Source organism: Acinetobacter sp. V115_6 (assembly GCF_031799025.1).
Taxonomy (GTDB): domain Bacteria; phylum Pseudomonadota; class Gammaproteobacteria; order Pseudomonadales; family Moraxellaceae; genus Acinetobacter; species Acinetobacter pittii.
The window spans coordinates 34,758-50,138 of sequence record NZ_JAVQNO010000017.1; the positions used below are offsets into that span (position 1 = coordinate 34,758).

The 15,381-nt window shown below is 37.8% G+C and carries 15 protein-coding genes and 1 tRNA gene; 6 read left to right on the plus strand and 10 right to left on the minus strand.

The features are described from left to right. The first annotated feature begins 3 nt into the window (after nt 1-3). Both RMA94_RS04915 and RMA94_RS04920 read left to right on the plus strand, forming a co-directional pair. Nucleotides 4-1,248, plus strand: coding sequence for an MFS transporter (locus RMA94_RS04915; RefSeq protein WP_311082060.1), 1,245 nt, complete (start codon nt 4-6; stop codon nt 1,246-1,248). Between the two features lie 124 nt (nt 1,249-1,372). Then, nucleotides 1,373-1,448, plus strand: a tRNA-Thr gene (locus RMA94_RS04920). Between the two features lie 176 nt (nt 1,449-1,624). On the opposite strand, the gene RMA94_RS04925 is transcribed toward RMA94_RS04920, so the two are convergent. From RMA94_RS04925 to RMA94_RS04940, 4 genes are all read right to left on the minus strand, one after another. Beyond that, the gene (locus RMA94_RS04925) at nt 1,625-2,512 is read right to left on the minus strand and encodes a hypothetical protein (RefSeq protein WP_228259743.1); all 888 of its coding nucleotides are present in this window, start codon (nt 2,510-2,512) and stop codon (nt 1,625-1,627) included. Nucleotides 2,513-2,563: 51 nt separating this feature from the next. Then, the gene (locus tag RMA94_RS04930) at nt 2,564-3,355 is read right to left on the minus strand and encodes a hypothetical protein (protein WP_228259744.1); all 792 of its coding nucleotides are present in this window, start codon (nt 3,353-3,355) and stop codon (nt 2,564-2,566) included. Nucleotides 3,356-3,422: 67 nt separating this feature from the next. Further along, a complete protein-coding gene (locus tag RMA94_RS04935; RefSeq protein WP_311082062.1) occupies nt 3,423-4,628 on the minus strand; it encodes a DUF2515 family protein in 1,206 nt (401 codons plus the stop codon). A 38-nt stretch (nt 4,629-4,666) separates the two neighbouring features. Next, on the minus strand, nt 4,667-5,020 hold the full coding sequence (locus RMA94_RS04940) for a hypothetical protein (RefSeq protein ID WP_130173074.1): 354 nt from the start codon (nt 5,018-5,020) through the stop codon (nt 4,667-4,669). A gap of 72 nt (nt 5,021-5,092) precedes the next feature. Here RMA94_RS04940 and RMA94_RS04945 point away from each other — a divergent pair, with 72 nt between their 5' ends. Further along, nucleotides 5,093-5,740: a hypothetical protein gene (locus RMA94_RS04945; RefSeq protein WP_202724404.1), complete on the plus strand. Its 648-nt coding sequence runs from the start codon at nt 5,093-5,095 to the stop codon at nt 5,738-5,740. Between the two features lie 257 nt (nt 5,741-5,997). Continuing rightward, entirely contained in the window at nt 5,998-6,381 is a 384-nt protein-coding gene (locus RMA94_RS04950) for a hypothetical protein (RefSeq protein WP_033849006.1), read from the plus strand. Between the two features lie 228 nt (nt 6,382-6,609). Here the strand turns inward: RMA94_RS04950 and RMA94_RS04955 are convergent, their stop codons facing one another. The 4 genes from RMA94_RS04955 to RMA94_RS04970 form a co-directional block, all read right to left on the minus strand. Next, nucleotides 6,610-7,035 (minus strand): GFA family protein, encoded by a 426-nt coding sequence (locus tag RMA94_RS04955; RefSeq protein ID WP_032054467.1) that lies wholly within the window; start codon nt 7,033-7,035, stop codon nt 6,610-6,612. Between the two features lie 8 nt (nt 7,036-7,043). Further along, nucleotides 7,044-7,871 carry a class I SAM-dependent methyltransferase gene (locus RMA94_RS04960; protein WP_311082068.1) on the minus strand — a complete coding sequence of 276 codons (828 nt, stop codon included), beginning with the start codon at nt 7,869-7,871 and terminating at the stop codon, nt 7,044-7,046. A gap of 4 nt (nt 7,872-7,875) precedes the next feature. Beyond that, nucleotides 7,876-9,174 (minus strand): FAD-dependent oxidoreductase, encoded by a 1,299-nt coding sequence (locus RMA94_RS04965; RefSeq protein ID WP_213062369.1) that lies wholly within the window; start codon nt 9,172-9,174, stop codon nt 7,876-7,878. 439 nt (nt 9,175-9,613) lie between these two features. Beyond that, nucleotides 9,614-10,486 carry a pirin family protein gene (locus tag RMA94_RS04970; protein WP_068564491.1) on the minus strand — a complete coding sequence of 291 codons (873 nt, stop codon included), beginning with the start codon at nt 10,484-10,486 and terminating at the stop codon, nt 9,614-9,616. Between the two features lie 277 nt (nt 10,487-10,763). On the opposite strand from RMA94_RS04970, the gene ycaC reads away from it, so the two are divergent. Next, nucleotides 10,764-11,390 (plus strand): isochorismate family cysteine hydrolase YcaC, encoded by a 627-nt coding sequence (ycaC, locus tag RMA94_RS04975; protein ID WP_002052204.1) that lies wholly within the window; start codon nt 10,764-10,766, stop codon nt 11,388-11,390. Nucleotides 11,391-11,410: 20 nt separating this feature from the next. Next, nucleotides 11,411-12,385, plus strand: coding sequence for a LysR substrate-binding domain-containing protein (locus tag RMA94_RS04980; RefSeq protein WP_032004961.1), 975 nt, complete (start codon nt 11,411-11,413; stop codon nt 12,383-12,385). A gap of 104 nt (nt 12,386-12,489) precedes the next feature. Here the strand turns inward: RMA94_RS04980 and RMA94_RS04985 are convergent, their stop codons facing one another. Both RMA94_RS04985 and gabT read right to left on the minus strand, forming a co-directional pair. Beyond that, complete coding sequence (locus RMA94_RS04985; RefSeq protein ID WP_311082074.1) at nt 12,490-13,938, minus strand: NAD-dependent succinate-semialdehyde dehydrogenase; 1,449 nt, start codon at nt 13,936-13,938, stop codon at nt 12,490-12,492. Continuing rightward, a complete protein-coding gene (gene gabT, locus RMA94_RS04990; protein WP_002117401.1) occupies nt 13,935-15,227 on the minus strand; it encodes a 4-aminobutyrate--2-oxoglutarate transaminase in 1,293 nt (430 codons plus the stop codon). Before gabT ends, RMA94_RS04985 begins: the two co-directional genes overlap by 4 nt. Nucleotides 15,228-15,381 lie beyond the last annotated feature (154 nt).

The following is a 15,381-nucleotide window of genomic DNA, read 5'->3' on the forward strand; positions in this document are numbered from 1 at the left end:
GATATGAACTCTTCATCTACACCCAGTACCTTAAGCACTAAGGCGACTTCTGTTCTTTCCCGTGAGTGGATTCACAAAGGGACTAAAGCCTATAAACATGCTGGCTTCGCTTTATTCCTCGTAGGTTTTGCAAGTTTCTCACTGATTTATTGTGTACAGCCACTCCTGCCCGCATTTAGCCAAAGCTTCTGGATTAGCCCTGCGAGTAGCTCTTTGGCACTGTCATTAACGACTGCCTTTTTAGCGATTTCAATTGTGCTATCAAGTGCTTTTTCACAAGCCCTTGGCCGTCGTGGTGTAATTTTTACATCAATGCTGTGTGCAGCAATTCTTAATATTGTCTCAATGTTTACCCCTAACTGGCACAGTTTGCTGATAGCACGCGCTTTAGAAGGTTTACTGCTCGGTGGTGTTCCCGCAGTGACAATGGCTTGGATTGCCGAAGAAATTGCACCTGAGCACCTAGGTAAAACTATGGGTTTATATATTGCAGGTACGGCTTTTGGTGGCATGATGGGCCGTGTCGGCATGGGTATTTTGGTTGAATATTTTTCGTGGCGCACAGCTCTAGGCTTACTTGGGGCAATCTGTTTTGTTTGCTCAATTGCCTTTTTAAAACTACTGCCTGCTTCGCGTAATTTCGTCCAGAAAAAAGGGCTCAATTTAGGCTTTCACATGCAAATGTGGCGTGCTCATTTAAGCAATACTAAATTATTACGCCTGTTTGCTATTGGGTTCTTACTCACCAGTGTGTTTGTGACTCTGTTTAATTACGCGACTTTCCGCTTAAGTGGCGCGCCTTATTCACTGAGCCAAACACAAATTAGCCTTATTTTCTTGTCGTATAGCTTTGGCATGGTGTCTTCATCGTTGGCAGGAACACTAGCCGATCGCTTTAGCAAAAAAACCATGATGATGAGTGGTTTTGCCTTAATGATTGTAGGGAGCCTCATGACCCTACTCAGCTCGCTTTTCGGCATTATTATTGGTATTGCATTTATTACCACAGGTTTCTTTATTACCCACTCACTTACCAGTAGTTCTGTGGGCGCTGAAAGCAAACAAGCTAAAGCACATGCTAGTTCGCTCTACTTACTGTTTTACTATATGGGTTCAAGTATTGTCGGCTCGGCGGGTGGTTGGTTCTGGTTACACGGTGGCTGGAGTGCGATTGTAGGCTTAACTGTTGTACTGTCATTACTTGGGATATTTTTAGTCATTTATACAAAACATGCGAAAGCGCATTAATGTGTTGAAACCCTAAATTTTTCAGGCTAAACCCAATGAGAATTTAAAAATGATATGAAAAAATTTAAATGCTCATTTTTTGGCTTGTAATTTTTTTAAGAAACTGTAAAATTCACTCCACGTTGCCGGCATAGCTCAGTTGGTAGAGCAACTGACTTGTAATCAGTAGGTCCACAGTTCGAATCCGTGTGCCGGCACCATCATAAAACCTCATGAATATTTGATTTATGGGGTTTTTTGTTGTCTGTAAGTTTTGAATGGCAAAATTTTATCTAAAAATAAAAACTGCTATAGCAATATTATCTCTATAACAGTTCTAAAATAGATAGTAACTTAAGTTTAAAAGGATTAAGTATGTAATTTAACTTATTTTATTTTATTTTACATACTGCCAAACATCAGGGTCCTGATATGACTCCTCAATATGGAAACCTTCTTTTTTGGCTTTAATTTCAGCTTTGCTTCTTTCTTTTTGATCTACTAATACCATTTCATCGTAAGCACTTTTTAACTCAGCTCCTGTTAATTTATATCCATTTTCAATTAAATTTTTTGTTACGTATCTAATTGTCTGAATAGAAAATCTCAACATAAACTGTTCATTCTTTTCAGTATTTAAATTTTTTTTACTAGTTTTCTCTAAATTTAGTTCAGTTAAAACACCATTTTTATATAAATTGAAATATAGTGAGGTAGAAGATTTAAAATGCTCTCTCCATTCGGCTGGAGTTAATAGATTATAGGGATCTATTACAGTATTATTTTTTCCAATTCTCTTTAAATTATCTTTTTTATCAAAACGAGCATCTGAGGGATAGAAGTATTGTTTCCATCCTGCTTTTTGTAACTGTTCAAATAATTCCTTGTAAGCGTTATAAGCCTGCTCTTCATTAACAAACTCTTCTTTATTCAAGCCTGCTGTCACATCAATAATTTGGGTACCTTCATTTTGCTGTGCATAGTCAATCCGTGTTCCCATTGCTGAAAATGCATTTTTAATAACAAAACTATGTTCACCTAAGTCTATTTTTATATTTGCTAAATGCGGAGGTTCCCAAGTGAGGTCGAAAAAAGACATTCCCGCTGGTTGCTGGTCTACAACTGTTTGCATATAAGATTTAAACTTTTTTTCACCTTCTATACCAAAATTCAATGTGTAAAGTTCAGGTTGAGAAAATGCTTTTTTATTATTTCTCTCAGCATTACATCCTTGTAAATTTAAAAGAATAAAAAATAAAAAGAAATAACTAACTATTTTTTTCATCAACTAGAAAATCCAGAGGTTAGTTTTATAGCTTTAAATTCAGCAATCTGATTATTTTACATACTGCCAAACATCTGGGTCCTGATAAGACTCATCAATATGGAAACCTTCTTTTTTAGCTTGGTTTTCAACTTTAGCTCTTTGCTTTTCAGTGTATTTTATTCTTTCATCAAAGGCAGTTTTAAGTTCCTGACCTGATAGTTTATAGCCATCTTTAATTGAATTTTTTGTACTATAACGAATCGTTTCAATAGAATATCTAAGCATATATTGTTTTTTATTATTTTCTGATTTTGTTTTATCTATACTAATTTCTAAAGATATACCATGAGTATATAAGCGCACTGCTACTGTTGGTTTTTTATTAAAAAAATCACTCCACTCTGTAAGTGTTAAATGATTATAAGGATCTATAATAAGGCCATATTCAATCATAGACTTAATGTTATCTTGTTTTGCAATTCGAGCAGTATTTGGATAAAAATACTGTTCCCACCCTGCTTTTTGTAGCTGACCAAATAGCTCTTTATAAGCCATATAAGCCTGTTCTTGACTAACAAACTCTTCCTTATTTAACCCTGCAGTCACATCAATAATCTGGATACCTTCATTTTGCTGAGCATAGTCAATCCGCGTACCCATTGCCGAGAATGCATTCTTAATAACAAAACTATTCTCACCTAAATCTATTTTTATATTTGCTAAATGTGGAGGTTCCCACGTAAGGTCAAAAAAAGACATCCCCGCTGGTTGCTGGTCTACACCTGTTTGCATATAAGATTTAAACTTTTTTTCACCCTCTACCCCAAAATTCAATGAGTAAAGTTCAGGTTGAGAAGACATTTTTTGTTCCTTTTGCTGAGCATGACACGCCTGTAAATTTAAAAAAATAAAGATCAGAAATATATAACTAACCACCTTTTCCATCATTTGAATCTTTTCCTATTTTAATAAATAACTTATCGAATCGACTTAGACCGTCATCCCATTTACTGGCTTTCCAACCAGCAATTGTACGTAGTTCTTTTTCTAAATAAGGCCGTCCAACATCACTTAACATCAAACGATGATACTTTTGAGCTGCTAAATTAATCCAGCGCATACGGCTATCTTGATTCTCAACTTTAGTACCACTCGGTGGAGTACTGATTGGAGATTCAGGTAAAGATTTTATCTTTTTTCCAAATTCGGTTTCATACGAATAAACATTGCCACGAACAGCATGTATTTTTTTTATTGTTCCATTATATTCGCTAGAGAGAATCAATTCAGCCTTTGGGATTCCAGCCTTACGTTGAACATCTGCACCGTTTCGTACAATAGGATCATTCCATACGATTTTTTGTAAAATATTGATCTGTTCTTGATTTGCGATTTGTAATAAATGGTATAACAAGTCTTTAGCAGCAAGGCTAAACTTGTCTTGTCTTAAAGCATTTGCTGCAAAAATTTTTTCTATTGTGGGTAAAGTATTTTCAAATGCATTATGAATTTCTGTTGTCGCTTTAAGATTATTAATTGTTGTTAAACAACTAGACCATGGAAAATTATATAAAGAGCTTTTAACTTTTTTATAAGTTGTTGTATCTCTGTTGTTTACGCAAATTTTGAAATCTGCAGATGATTTCGCCCAAACAAAATGCCAGACACTAATATCCATATAGAGCCATAGATTGCCTTTTGCAAAAGTATGAATACCAGCAACACCAAAACTATTTAGATTAAAATGATCAGAACTGATCGATTTAATTAAAGCATCTGCATTTGACCCAGTCTTAGAAACAATATGATCAAATACAGCAGCAACTGTTTTTGAAGCAAAAGCTCCTAAGCCCATCCAATAGAAACGCCCACTATAGGTCGCTGCAGTAACAGATTGATTCGGTGTAAAAGGAAACATTTCTAAATAAATACGAGCGTAGATCGATGCAATTCGTCTAGCACGGGCTTCATAACCAGGTTCTATACGGTAATTTTGATTATCTTTTTTATTAGATAATAGGGTCATTGCCATCTGTTGGTAATATTCCCATATCGTAGTACAGTCACAATTTACTGATTTACAACTATTTTCAATATTATTCGTTGTACTAGACCAATCAAGAGAACCAGCCATTTTAAAATTTATCCTTTTAAATGATGAATAAGAAATAGTTATTTCACAGGGTCATTTTCGTCAGGTTCAAAATTCAACCAATTTAAATCAACATCAAGTTGTTCAGCCTCTTTAGTATTTATCCTTTTAGTTTTCCCTTTCACATCAGTTTCTGCCATAAAACTTTGATTATTAGATTGAATGTTATAACTCACATTAGTTAAAGGTTTGCCAGAAGGGAGGAATAAATTAAACTTTTCATCATACTTTTCATAAGCAGGCAAACCTTGCAGATTTACTCCAATTTCTGCACCACCTTTAAAGATATGCTGTCCCGCTTTTACTTCGAACTTAGCGGGTGTAATAACCGTAATACCACTCTTATTAATAATGATTTGTGAACCACCAGCCATGATTTACCTATTATTTTATGCAAACTAATCTATAATTAAGTTAATATTTTAAACTGTTTAACTTATTTATACATGACCTTTATTGTTGCTATTCAATTAAACGATAGTATTATTGTTGCATCAGATAATAAAAAAGTTAGCCAACAAAAAGATGGGATAATTAAATTTTCACCTGAAAAAATCTTGAAAATGCATTCATGGCAAAATGGTATAATTACTGGATCTGGTGAATATCAAGTTATAAGCCGGGCTGTTAAACTTTTTAAAACTCTGCCCACTCCCTCTATAGAAGATCTGCCCCATTGCTTACTTATTTCTAGAATTATTAGAGAATCAGAAATTGGAAATGGTCTCTATCAAGTAGAGAATAGTAAACTGCTATGTTCAAGTTCTAATGACAAGGGAGCACAACTCTATAAAATTGAAAAATTTTCGCCCCAACAAGATTATTTTTCTACTCCATTAGAACCTAATGAAATTATGATTTGGCTTGTCCATCCTAATATTGATCTGATCGTAAGTAATCTACAATCATTATATACAGGGCTTAAAGACTATTCAGCTTTTTCAAATAAAGCTGACTGGATGAATTACTATATTAAACAATTTTCACCTATTTTTAAGATACAAAGCCAAATTGATCCATTAATGAGTCAAAGTTTTGATATTTTTTTACAATCAAGAAGCGAATCCCTTCTTAATCATGTGCCGAATACATAGAATTATCAAATAGCATCTAGACAAAGATATTTTTAAATTTCGATAAAAATTCATTATAAACTCGAGCTTCAAAATATTTTTTCTAAAACCAATTTATTCTTTTAACAGAAAAATATGCGTTATTAATTTATAAAAAAATATAATTTTAAAATAAGAAATATGAAAAAGATAAGATTATAATGCGCTACCAAATAAGGTCATATAAATAAGACCTATTTTATAAACTTTAATTCATTAAGATACCAATACGGAAAAGTATGAAACTTCGCTTTATTTTATCTGCTTTATTTCTAGCATTCCCTTTAACAACATATGCTCAAGAAACTGCATCTCAACCTCAAATTCAAACTACTGCAAACCCACCCATTTGCTTAATTGAGGGGACTCCTTCAGCAGAGCACTATAAATCTATTAAACGTATTAAAGCCGCGAAAGGAACCTATGGTGGTTTTGAAGAAGTAAAACCTAAATTAGCTACCGTTGCCCGTAAATATGGTGCAGATGTGGTAATTAATTATCACCAAAGCCAAAGATTTGGCTTCTGGCCTTGGCGTATTGTTCGCCCAGTACTCACAGGTACTGCTGTGAAATGGAATACACCATTTAACTGTGCTGCCTTAGGTGGTAAAGAAATTCGTTAATAAGAAATGAAAAAAGCCCAACATCCTGTTGGGCTTTTTTCGTATTTCGTTACTAGGTACACTTCCTGTAATACCTCACGTCCTGATGCTTAAACTTATTATTGTTGTTTTACGTTTCGGAACTTCCTGTTCCTGATGAGTTCATCATAGGCAATTTATCACGTCATAAAAAGACGCCAATTTCCCGAATGTATGTACGAAAAAGCGTACGAGCTTGTCAGAATGCCTCTATCCTTCTTTCTTCTTCTCTATCATTTTTTCAAAGTGTTTAAGGTTTGGGTTCAACGTATCCCATGCATAGGCTTGGCTCACAAACACCTCTGCTCTAGGCTGATAGAGACTCGGGTCATCAAGCGTACCTGCACGTATTGAAATCATTTCAGGCGCAATTTCAGGTAAGCCAAAAAGCTGAGAACCACACGTCGGGCAAAACGCTCTTTTAATAGCTCGGCCAGAAGATCCCAAAGTCTCAAAATATTTCAGCTCACCACTTACTTTCAATTCAGATTGGTGAAAAAAAGCAATTGGTGCATATGCTGAACCTGTTGCCTTTTGGCAATCACGGCAATGGCAATTAAAGCTATAACGTGGCTCCGCTTCACTTTGGTAGCTCACAGCTCCACATAAACACGATCCTTGATATTTGGCTGACATAGCTCATCCTATTTTTTTATTGCTGTGATTTGAATATAACGTACATATCCATTTTGGTAGAGTTGTTGGCATAACTTTGCAGTCATTTGAATTTTAAAATTTGCCAATCCTCGGCTTTGCTTTTGTCCTTGTTGTTTTTGAATATATTGCGAAAAACCGAGTAACACTTGCTCAGATAAATCTTCAATTTGAATATCGACAAAACCTTGTTGTTCCAAGGTAGTTCTCAGCATTTTTTCATTTGGCACAGCATCCCAAGCGACATTTGCTGCTTTGAGTAAATAACGATGCTTTTGTTCTTGTAGAGCGGTCATGTTTTGACATGAATCGGCACGCATTAGGTAGTGAAAACCTAATCGTCCTTTTGAATTTAAAACTGGAGCGATGGAATCTAGAAATGAATTTAAATTGCTGTGATAAGCGGCATCAATACATATCACCACATCGAAGTATTGTTTAAATTCAAATTGTTTCAAATTTAAAAATGAACCACAGAAAATCTGGCTTATTTCGGGAATAAGCTTTTGAATTTTATGAACACATTGGGCTTGCAAGTCAACTGCACTGAGGCTTTTAGGCTGATAATGCTGTAACCAGTGCAACAAACTTGCACCCTGTCCGCAGCCTAAATCTAAGAGATGATCTTTTGAATTTAAATTGACAGCTTGTGCCAAATGATCTGCCAATTGGCAACAAGCTTCACGGTAGTTTTGGGCGTTTTTCCAAAAACCCAAATTTGTCCAAGCAATCTCCCCATCATCCCCTAAGCTTGATGCATCAATTGCATATTTATGAGGAATGAATCGAGAGAGAGCTGCTCGAACTTTTGTTTTCACAATTTTAGTAGCCGAGTTCTGGGGCAACTTCCACCTTAGGTTTTAAGCCTACAAATGGTAAAGGTGCACCTAAAATTTCAGCAATATGCATGGCAGAAGTAACTGCTGACTCTAAAATTGGCAAGCCATCACACGACCATGAACCACAGTAGAATACTTTACGGCTTGGGTCTAAATGGCGTTGTTGCAATTCTTTGTTTAAAGCAACCGTTTGTGAGTCTACAACCGCACGCGTTAAAGTCACTTTTGAAATAACTTTTTTAGGGTCAATATCAACCACTGGACGCCAAGTTTGGAATACAGGATTTTTACCCACGAGTGTTGGCTCAACCGCATTCATCCAAACTGTAAATTGCTGACGCGTAAACTTACGGTCCATCATATAGCTCAGCACTGACCAGTCCTTACGGCGTGGTGGCATAACGGTCGCATCGGTATGAATAACAAGATCACCTTGCTCAAAGCGGAATTGCTTAAGCAGGTTCATATCTTCTGCAAACTGTTCAGAATTTAAAAACTCATCGATTTTAGATGTTGGCGTTGCAACAATGACTCGATCAAATAAGTTCTGTTCACCTTGGCTGTTTTCAACCAGTACTTTTTCGCCTTGTAATTCAACTTTCTTAATTGCCGATCCGCTATGGATATCGATGCCTTTAATCAAGCTATCTACAAATGCAGGTGTGCCACCTTTCATGCGCAATAACATGTCGCCATCAGTTAAGTGACGTAAAAACTCAAGTAAGTTTTTTGCAGGCCAATCGCCAATTGTTTTTGGATTACACGTACAAATTGTATAGAGCACTGGCATGACCACACCGTGCCAGAATACTTCTTCAATATCGTTCTGATTAATAAATTCAGCGAGGGTAATATCTTGATTTTTAGATTTAAAAAACTGGTGAATCGCAGTTTTTAATTGCAACATCCCTTTCACAAGACGCCAGCCATATTGCTGAATGCCTTTACGGTTATTAATAATCGGGAAATTACCAATACGGCTACGAGATGTCGTTAACCATGTTTCCGTACGATCTTCGAATAACCAGCTACATGACATATAAGTACGAACTGGGAAGGTTTTAATGCCTAAATGAGCAGCAAGGCTGAGTGTATTCTTCCACAGATGTGGATTCATCACACGTAGCGGTGCATCAATAATTCCACCATCGAACTCAATGCTATGGCTATCCATTCCCCGGCCAGGAAGTGCTTCAAATATCGTGATCGTATGCCCTGCATCTTTCAGAATTCTTGCTGCCGCAAGCCCTGCCATTCCACTGCCAATAATTGCGATATTCAAAATGATGTCCCATTTTTCGAGAATTTTTTTGATTATCACTCATACCCTAAAAAAACACCGTATTAAAAACTACCAGATTTTTATTTTTTGCATCAATTTATATAGAAAAAATTTAACAGATCCGCCCAAAAGTTTTTCATAAAATTTTACAAAAGAGGATGAGTGTATAAAAATCTATATTTTTTAAAAATTTAAAAAAAATCTTTTAAATAAAATAAGATAATTTAACTATATTTATATCATTTGTTTTACAACTATCTTTTTTTAAGATATCATTAGCCCATAATAATGAGAAGCAATTCACACAAAACAATGCCGAGAGAATAATGAAAACCATCATAAAAATAGAATCTTTACAGCGAAAAAGCCCGCTATTCACACTTGATAGCGGGCTTTTTATTACTTTGCTTTAATAGCCAATTAAGCACGATTAAACAATTTAACCTTCTTGCATGAGTGAACCGAATTTTCCACGATTAAAATCATTAATCGCTTCCATAATCTCGGCTTTGGTATTCATGACGAATGGTCCATAACCTTCGATTGGTTCATTGAGTGGTTGGCCAGTCAACACTAAAAATTTAGTGTCTTCTTCTGCATTTAAACTAAACTCAACGCCCTCACGAGACAAAATCGCAACGGTTTTACCTTCAAGACGATTTGCATCATTAACCACAACCGCACCATCTAATATCACAACAAGCGTGGTGTGACCTTCAGGTACATAGAGGGTATGTTTTTGGCCTTTAACCAATTTACCATCCCATACATTTAATGGACTAAATGTAGTTGCAGCACCTTTTGCATCTGCATATTCACCTGCAATAACCCGCAAATGACTACCTTCTTCGTCTAGTGCAATGTCTGGAATATCTTTAGCTTCAATCGCTTGGTATTTTCCAGGCGTCATTTTTGAATGAGCAGGTAAATTTACCCACAATTGCACCATTTCAAAAAGACCACCGTGTTCAGCAAATTCAGGAGAATGGAACTCTTCATGCAACACGCCTGCACCCGCAGTCATCCACTGTACATCACCAGTTTTAATGGTTCCGCCGCCGCCACTTGAGTCTTTATGGGTCACCTCACCTTGGTAAGCGATGGTCACTGTTTCAAAGCCACGATGAGGATGCGAACCTACGCCTTGCTGTTCAGTCGTTGGCGAGAATGTATAAGGCGCTGCATAATCTAGTAGCAAAAATGGGCTTAAGGTTTGGCCTAAACGGTCATAAGAGAATAGGTTATATACAGGGAAACCATCACCCACCCAATGCATGTGGTTATTTTGATATGCACCAAGAAATTTCTTCATCTGATCTCTCCTATATATGTAGGATTTTCTTGAACTGGTATTGATTTTACGCCTCAATAATTGCAGTTTATAGATCAGGATTAGCAACACATTATTTCATCTATGAGACAATCTAAGAGTTTAATGTGCTCTTTTTAAGATCGTCCTATTTTTAAAATTCTTAATCCTATTTTTTAGACTTAATCACGACATAAAACTCAACTAGCATAATTTTAGGCAATAACGACCTACTCAATAATTTTTGATTATTTATTTTGATAACATGAGGACATAAAAAATGGCTCAAGATTACGTGCGTTTAGACAAGGATAATGCTGCGGTTCTTTTGGTTGACCATCAAGCAGGTTTACTTTCTTTAGTTCGAGATATCGATCCAGATAAATTTAAAAACAATGTATTAGCACTTGCAGATGCTGCTAAATATTTTAATTTACCAACTATTCTTACCACTAGTTTTGAAAATGGTCCAAATGGTCCTTTAGTTCCAGAATTAAAAGAACTTTTCCCAGATGCACCATTTATTCCACGTCCTGGTCAAATCAATGCATGGGACAATGAAGACTTCGTAAAAGCAGTCAAAGCGACAGGTAAAAAACAACTGATTATTGCAGGGGTAGTGACTGAGGTTTGTGTGGCATTCCCAGCTTTATCTGCACTCGCTGAAGGCTTTGAAGTGTTTGTGATTACCGATGCTTCTGGTACTTTCAATGAATTAACACGTGATGCTGCTTGGGATCGTATGTCAAAAGCAGGTGCTCAACTTATGACTTGGTTTGGTATGGCGTGTGAGTTACACCGCGACTGGCGTAATGATGTGGAAGGTCTAGGTGCGTTGTTCTCAAATCATATCCCTGATTACCGTAACCTGATGACAAGCTATAGCTTTAATACCTCACAAAAATAAGTTCTATTGCCAAGATTAGAGTGCTTAAGCGCTCTAATCTTAAATTTAAATGGATTGATCGGACATTGATAAGCTCTTTTGATGATTTTTATTATTTCTATTTGGTCGTAAAACACGGCGGCTTTAGTGCGGCCAGTGATGCTGAAAATATTAGTAAATCTAAGCTCAGCCGACGCATTATTGACCTTGAAAATAAATTTAACGTCAGCCTGATTCAAAGAACAACACGCCATTTTAAAGTGACCGATTTAGGCCAAGAGTTTTATGAGGAATGCTGCAAAGTTATTACTCAAGTTGAATGTGCAGAAAACGTGTTATTAAAGCAAAAAAGTGAGCCTCAAGGTTTGGTAAAAGTAAGTTGCCCACCTCTGATGATGCATTTTCAAATTAGAAAAATTTTAAATCAGTTTTTAAAAACCTACCCCAAAGTTGAAATCGCACTCGAGCTAACCAGCCGTCGAGTAGATATCTTGCATGATGACATCGACCTCGCGATTCGTACCAATTTTGAACCCAATGAAGATTCGAATTTAATTGTTCGTGATGTGATTAAAACCGATCATTGTCTGGTGGCTTCGCCTGAATTATTACAAGGCCGCACTATTGAGCATTATTCTGAATTACAGGACTTTCCGAGTATTAGCTTAGGTACTCAAAAGCAAAATCCTATTTGGCATTTATGCAATATTCGTAATGGTGAATCGGTTGATGTACCTTACCAACCACGAATAAAAAGTAATGATTTGGCAGGCGTTTACTATGCTGTGATGGATGGTTTAGGCATTGCCGACCTTCCTTTTTTAACTGTCGAATCTGAAATTCGTAAAGGTACGCTTATTCATATTCTTCCTGACTGGAAGTCGAATATTGGTACGCTGCAATTGGTATATGTATCAAGAAAAGGCCAACGTCTTGTGGTTGAAAAACTCATTGAAACGCTGATTGATGAACTCAGGCGTTTGCCTGAAAGTCGTGATGGCTATCTATCGACTTAAAATAAAAAACCGGTCATGAATGGGCATGACCGGTTTTTTGTGAAACATCACATACAGCATAACTGTATGTTTTCGTTCAGAACAAAACGAACTCGCTTTATTCCTTACTCAGATAAGTCTACGCAAAGGTATTTCATCTCGACATATTCTTCGATGCCGAATTTTGAACCTTCACGGCCTAGACCTGATTGTTTTACGCCACCAAACGGAGCAACTTCGTTTGAAATCGCGCCCGTGTTAATACCAACCATACCGTATTCGAGTGCTTCACCTACTCGCCATTGACGAGCTGTGCTTTGAGTAAATAAATAAGCAGCTAAACCGAACTCAGTATCGTTCGCCATTGCCACTGCTTCATCTTCAGTTTTAAAGCGGAACAGTGGGGCAAGCGGACCAAAAGTTTCTTCTTTAGACACTATCATGTCTTGCGTTACGCCTGTTAACACAGTCGGTTCAAAGAATGTACCGCCCAGTGCCGAGCGCTGACCACCAATACGAACTGTTGCCCCTTTCTCAGTTGCATCTGCAATATGAGACTGAACTTTTGCAATCGCGTCTTCATCAATTAAAGGCCCTTGAGTTGAACCTTCTTGACGGCCATCGCCAACTTTAAGCTTAGACACAGCTTCAACCAAACGCTCTGCCAATGCATCGTAAATACCGTCTTGAACATAAATACGGTTAGCACATACACAAGTTTGACCGCTGTTACGATATTTACTTGCCATAATGCCCTGAACTGCTTGCTCAAGGTTAGCATCGTCAAATACCACAACTGGTGCATTACCACCGAGTTCAAGCGAAAGCTTTTTAATGGTTGGCGCACATTGTTGCATCAAGATACGGCCAACTTGAGTTGAACCTGTGAAGCTTAACTTACGAACAATATCGCTTTCACATAGTGTTTTACCCACTTCAACCGCATCACCACTAATGTTAATTAAAACATCAGCTGGTAAACCTGCCTGTAAAGCCAATACTTCAAGTGCATAGGCGGTTAACGGCGTTTGTTCTGCTGGTTTAACCAACATTGAACAACCCGCAGCAATGGCTGGACCTGCTTTACGCGTAATCATGGCAGCAGGGAAGTTCCACGGCGTAATGGCAGCAGTAACTCCAATCGCTTGTTTAATCACGAGCAGACGTTGGTTTGGCAAGGTTGGCGTCAACACTTCACCATCAATACGGCGAGCTTGCTCGGCAAACCATCGTATAAAAGATGCTGCATAACCAATTTCACCACGTGCTTCTGCTAATGGCTTACCTTGCTCAGCTGTTAAGATTTGAGCCAGATTTTCTTTGTGCTCAAGCATGAGGTTGTACCATGCCAATAGCACATCAGCACGAGCCAAGGCAGTTTGCTTTTTCCAAGCAGCCTGCGCTTTTGCTGAACGGTTAATTGCGGCTTCAACTCCTGCACGGTCATAGGTTTTTACCCATGCCAAAGTTTCACCTGTAGCAGCATCATTAACTTCGATATAGTCATTTGATGCAGGTGCTTCTAATGAAATATCAGGATGTTTTAATAAATACTGCAAATTATTTTGAATCATGCAGATTGCTCCATTGCTTTTGCACTACCTGCTTTTAGAGTTGCAAAACCTTGTTTCAAGATATCAAGGCCTTGACGGAATTGTTCAGCAGGAATGGTTAATGGATATAAGAAACGAATTACATTACCGTATTTACCACAAGTAAGAAGTAACAACCCGTTTTCCATTGCATAGTTTTGTACAACTTTTGCTTGTTCAGCTGTTTCAAGCTCTACTGCAACCATTGAACCTAATGCACGAATATCAGTTACGACGTCGCCTGTTGCTTGTTGAATATCTTTAAGGGTAGCGACTAACTCTGCACCTAATTCATTTGCACGGTCGCATAGGTTTTCTTCTTCAATCGCATCAATAACCGCGTGCGCAGCAGCAACTGCAATCGGGCTACCTGCGTAAGTACCACCTAATCCACCTGGGTTAGGCGCATCCATTACTTCTGCACGGCCAACAACACCTGAAATAGGGAAGCCACCGCCCAAGCTTTTCGCCATCGTGATGAGATCTGCTTTAGTCTCGTAATAGTTCATTGCGAACAATTTACCAGTACGGGCAAAACCTGATTGCACTTCGTCAGCAACCAATAAAATACCGTGCTTGTCGCAAATTGAACGTAAACGTTTTAAGAACTCAGCTGGCACAACATTAAAACCACCTTCACCTTGTACTGGCTCAAGTACGATTGCCGCAACATCATGTGGTGCAATATCTTCACTGAAAATATCTTCAACGCTTTCAATTGCCGCGTCTACTGAAATACCTTTAGCAGGCACTGGGTAACGCGCGTGGAACACACCCGCTGGCATTACGCCGAAATCACGTTTGTAAGGAGCCGTTTTACCTGTCATTGCCATCGTCATAAATGAACGACCGTGGAAACCGTTACCAAAAGTGATAATGCCGTGACGACCTGTATAAGAACGAGCAATCTTCACTGCATTTTCAACTGCTTCTGCACCAGTTGTGAAAAAAGCTGACTTCGCAGGACCCGCAATTGGCGCGCGTTCATTAATACGCTCAGCTAAAGCGACATAGCTTTCATATGGTGTTACTTGATAGGCAGTGTGAGTAAATTTAGTAAGTTGCTCAGTTACTGCTGCAATCACTTTAGGGTGGCGATGGCCTGTATTTAAAACCGCGATACCACCAGCAAAGTCGATAAATTGGTTGCCTTCCTTGTCCCAAAGCGTAGCATTTTCAGCTTTTTCCGCATACCACTGACACATCACGCCTACACCACGTGGAGTTGCTTGCTGTTTACGTGCGTTAAGTGCAGAATGTTGATTATCCATTTGATTCCCTCATATTTTCATCATCAGTTGCAGCTTTGGTTTTTTGCATCCTGTGCTTAATTTTCAGGGTGCTTTACAACGACTGCCTATGCATGTAATTTCGCTCGTCTGATGCCAACTGACGAGAGCCACTTTTTAACTGTAGGAGAGAGCC

Coding starts and splice junctions, on each gene's coding strand:
- RMA94_RS04940 (WP_130173074.1), bottom strand. CDS start 5,020: ATGGCTGGTGGTTCACAAATCATTATTAATAAGAGTGGTATTACGGTT.
- RMA94_RS04985 (WP_311082074.1), bottom strand. CDS start 13,938: ATGATTCAAAATAATTTGCAGTATTTATTAAAACATCCTGATATTTCA.
- RMA94_RS04945 (WP_202724404.1), top strand. CDS start 5,093: ATGACCTTTATTGTTGCTATTCAATTAAACGATAGTATTATTGTTGCA.
- RMA94_RS04915 (WP_311082060.1), top strand. CDS start 4: ATGAACTCTTCATCTACACCCAGTACCTTAAGCACTAAGGCGACTTCT.
- RMA94_RS04925 (WP_228259743.1), bottom strand. CDS start 2,512: ATGAAAAAAATAGTTAGTTATTTCTTTTTATTTTTTATTCTTTTAAAT.
- RMA94_RS04930 (WP_228259744.1), bottom strand. CDS start 3,355: ATGTCTTCTCAACCTGAACTTTACTCATTGAATTTTGGGGTAGAGGGT.
- RMA94_RS04950 (WP_033849006.1), top strand. CDS start 5,998: ATGAAACTTCGCTTTATTTTATCTGCTTTATTTCTAGCATTCCCTTTA.
- RMA94_RS04955 (WP_032054467.1), bottom strand. CDS start 7,035: ATGTCAGCCAAATATCAAGGATCGTGTTTATGTGGAGCTGTGAGCTAC.
- gabT (WP_002117401.1), bottom strand. CDS start 15,227: ATGGATAATCAACATTCTGCACTTAACGCACGTAAACAGCAAGCAACT.
- RMA94_RS04970 (WP_068564491.1), bottom strand. CDS start 10,486: ATGAAGAAATTTCTTGGTGCATATCAAAATAACCACATGCATTGGGTG.
- ycaC (WP_002052204.1), top strand. CDS start 10,764: ATGGCTCAAGATTACGTGCGTTTAGACAAGGATAATGCTGCGGTTCTT.
- RMA94_RS04935 (WP_311082062.1), bottom strand. CDS start 4,628: ATGGCTGGTTCTCTTGATTGGTCTAGTACAACGAATAATATTGAAAAT.